Annotated in this window: 3 protein-coding genes; 2 read left to right on the top strand and 1 reads right to left on the bottom strand. The window is 39.2% G+C overall.

Features of this window, described 5'->3' with window-relative positions; translation table 11 throughout:
- Window positions 1-275 precede the first annotated feature (275 nt).
- The gene (locus Q0296_RS07245) at window positions 276-1,295 is read right to left on the bottom strand and encodes a hypothetical protein (protein WP_298038685.1); all 1,020 of its coding nucleotides are present in this window, start codon (window positions 1,293-1,295) and stop codon (window positions 276-278) included.
- Window positions 1,296-1,358: 63 nt separating this feature from the next.
- Between Q0296_RS07245 and Q0296_RS07240 the strand changes: the two genes are divergently transcribed.
- Both Q0296_RS07240 and truD read left to right on the top strand, forming a co-directional pair.
- Window positions 1,359-2,180 carry a thiamine-phosphate kinase gene (locus Q0296_RS07240; protein ID WP_298038684.1) on the top strand — a complete coding sequence of 274 codons (822 nt, stop codon included), beginning with the start codon at window positions 1,359-1,361 and terminating at the stop codon, window positions 2,178-2,180.
- A complete protein-coding gene (gene truD, locus Q0296_RS07235; protein ID WP_298038682.1) occupies window positions 2,158-3,282 on the top strand; it encodes a tRNA pseudouridine(13) synthase TruD in 1,125 nt (374 codons plus the stop codon). Before Q0296_RS07240 ends, truD begins: the two co-directional genes overlap by 23 nt.
- Window positions 3,283-3,392 lie beyond the last annotated feature (110 nt).

Below are 3,392 nucleotides of genomic sequence, written 5' to 3'. Positions count from 1 at the left end.
TGCTTTTGGAGCTGTAGCTTTGCTATAAATCAAAATTTGTTAGTTTTACTAGCTTTAAAAAATATCGTACAGGAAATTTAAATTTGATAGCCTTGCAGCTGATTTTAAAACTCTTAAATTTAAAAATCTAATAGTTAAATCACAACTTGGCTATTTAGTTTTTTAAATGTGCTTTTGGGTTGTTTTAGGCTCGCGTGGTCGTCCGTTTTGTTGCCAGCCTAGCACTCACAGCATCTTTTATCTTACTCTTGCGTTTTAGATCAAATTTAAGTAGCTCACAAATTTACTAGGCCTACTTTTAAAACATGCTCTTTTAGACTGCTTGGTATCTCGCCATTTTCAAGCGCCATTAGCTCGCTCGCTCTTAAGATATAAAAGTCTTGCAAGCTTCTGTTGGCACTTTTTTCAAGCTTTTTTGCTAGCGTATCAAAGATATGAAACTCAGCCTCGTTACTAGCTAGTAAAAAATCAGCCCCACTGTCAAATGCAGCAAAGAGGGTATCGCTAGCAAGCTTGCAAGCTAGCTCTTCATCGACCTTTAAAAGATCATATCCACAAGGAATTTTTAGATCTAGCTCTATAAAATTTGCCTTGTATGCGCTTAAATTTGCTGGCAGTTTATCTTTTATGGCTATCTTAAACTCTTTAAATTTACTAAGTTTTTCTATCTTTTTAAGCTCGTTTTCATATTTTGGCGCAGCTTTTACGCCTAAAATTTCTTTGAAAAAATCAATCGCTTCGTTGTAATTTTCGCTACCTTCAAAGAGTAGATCATCAAGCTCGCAGGCTATTAAGACGCCATTTTTAGCGCCAGCTAGCTTTAAAATTTCATCATTTTTATCGTTTTTGTAAAGATGGTGAGCTAGCATTATCGCGGCAGCTCCTATAAAATTTGGCTCGTACTCTCTCACAAAATCAGCGTAAAAATAGGGCTTAAAGCTAGCGTAAAGCTCTTTGTCGACCCTTTTGCAAAAGCTAGCAAATGGCTCAAATTTAGCCCAAAAGTCATCATCATTTATGGCAAGATCTAAAACCGCTCTTTTTTGGCTAAGCGGGGCTATGCAAAGCTCGTCTCTAAATTTTTGAGCTAAATTTGCAAGTGGTTGGGTGGTACTAACTACGACGTCATTTACCTTGACAAAGCCTTCAAATGGGCTAAAGTAGGGGTCTATGCTCTTTACGTGGGTAAAAAGCTCGTTTAAGTTTGCAAAGTCTGAAATCTCTAAAAAATAGGGCTTAAAATATGCCAAAACATCTCTTTTTGCGTCAAATCTAAAAATCTCAACTCTTTGCATCTCTATCCTTTTTTTGGGCTTATTTTATCCTAAATTTAAAAGGAGTTTCATTATAATAGCTCAATGGATAAAGAAAATTTTACGATTGCATGCTTTAGTAACGAATATATCGGCGATGATGCGGCGGTTGCCGGCAAAATGGTCTTTAGCAAGGATATTTTTGCACAAAATTCGCACTTTAAGCTTGGCTGGCTAAGCCTTGCAGAGATCGGCTACAAGGCGATGATCGTAAATTTCTCAGACACGGTCGTGATGAACGCTAAGCCAAAATTTGCCCTTCTAGGGCTTAGCCTGCCAAAAGGCTTCACGCCGCGCCAGATCAGCGAGCTAACTAGCGGCATAAATAGGGCGTGCGAGGAGTTTGGCGTAAAGATAATAGGCGGCGATACGATAAGTAGCCCCATTTTAAACATAAGCGTTAGCGTGATCGGCGAGCTAAAGGGCAGGGCTGTGCTTAGGAAAAATGCTAAATTTGGCGATCTAGTCGCATTTACTGGCAAGCTTGGAGGCAGCAAAAAGGGGCTAAATTCGCTTCTAAGACTGGCTCAAATTTCAAAAAACTCACGCTTTAAAAAGCCAGTTTTAAGAGATAAATTTTTTTACAAAGCAGCTCATCTTATAAACTCTGCTATGGATATCTCAGACGGGCTAAATACCGACCTTGGCAAGCTTTTAAAGGCTAGCAAAAAGGGCGCTAAATTTACAAAAAAGCTAAGCAAATTTGAGCTTAGTAGTGGCGAGGAGTACGAGGTTTTATTTACCTTTAGCCCTAAAAATTTAAGCGCTATAAAAAGGATCGCCGCAAAAACTAGGACAAAGATCACGATTTTTGCCAAAATTTCACACAAAAGGTTAAGACAAAATGCAAGAAGCCACCACTTTTAAGCCGCTATATGCGCTAACTCATGCGCCCATCGAGGCATATTTTTCTAAAAATTCAGATGATTTTGTCGTGCGCGAGATACCGCTTTATGAATTTAGCGGTGACGGCGAGCATTTGATCGTTGAAATTTCTAAAAAAGATATGACGACAAGCGACGCTTTGCACGCCTTAAGCGAGGTTACAGGGGCTAAGATGCGAGACTTTGGCTATGCTGGACTAAAGGACAAGCAGGGGATGACTACGCAGTTTATCTCTATGCCTCGTAAATTTGAGAGCGCGCTTGCAAACTTTAGCCATGAAAAGATGAAAATTTTAAACCTAAACGTGCATAAGAACAAGCTTCGCATCGGACATCTAAAGGGCAATAGCTTTTTCATCCGCCTAAAAAAGGTGCTGCCAAGTAGCGCTAAAAAGCTCGAGCAGGCATTTACCAGCATCGATAAAATGGGCTATGCAAACTACTTTGGCTATCAGCGTTTTGGTAAATTTGGTGATAATGCTAGGGCTGGGCTGGAGCTACTTAAAAACGGCACGATAAATGGTAAAAAGAGCAAAAATGTAAAGCTAAATGACTTTTTGATCTCAGCCTATCAAAGTGACCTTTTCAACCGCTATCTTAGCAAAAGGGTTGAAATTTCAAGGTTTGTAAGCGACTTTAGTCTAAATGAGCTAGGCGAAATTTATAAAAACTTTAGCAAAGATGATCTAAAGGCTATGAAGGCGCAGGAGAGCTTTTTTAAGCTGCTTCCTGGAGAGGTCTTGGGGCACTATCCATTTGGCAGGCTCTTTTTGTGTGAAAATTTAGATCAAGAGGCGCAAAGATTTGCTAGGCGTGATATCACAAGCCTTGGTCTCATTGTCGGCGCAAAGGCCTATGAAGCAAGTGGCATGGCAAAAGAGCTTGAGGATGAAATTTTTGCTGAGGCTTTTTCGCTTACTTCAAAGATCGCTGGCTCAAGGCGCTTTAACTGGGCGTATCTAGAAAATACAAGCTACAAATACAACGAAGAAAATGCCCACTTTAGCTTAAATTTCACACTTCAAAAGGGCTCATACGCCACGGTTGTGTTAGAAGAAATTTTGCATAAAAATATATTTGAGTAGGCTAAATTTAAAGATAGTTTTAAAAGCGTGACTGGCTAAATTTACTTGGTTTAAATTTAAAAAGGTCTAGGCAAAGCTAGACCTAAAACATTAAATTTAAGAGATAAAAA

The organism is uncultured Campylobacter sp., assembly GCF_937890585.1.
GTDB lineage: Bacteria > Campylobacterota > Campylobacteria > Campylobacterales > Campylobacteraceae > Campylobacter_A.
This window is presented reverse-complemented; position numbering and strand designations above follow the sequence as displayed.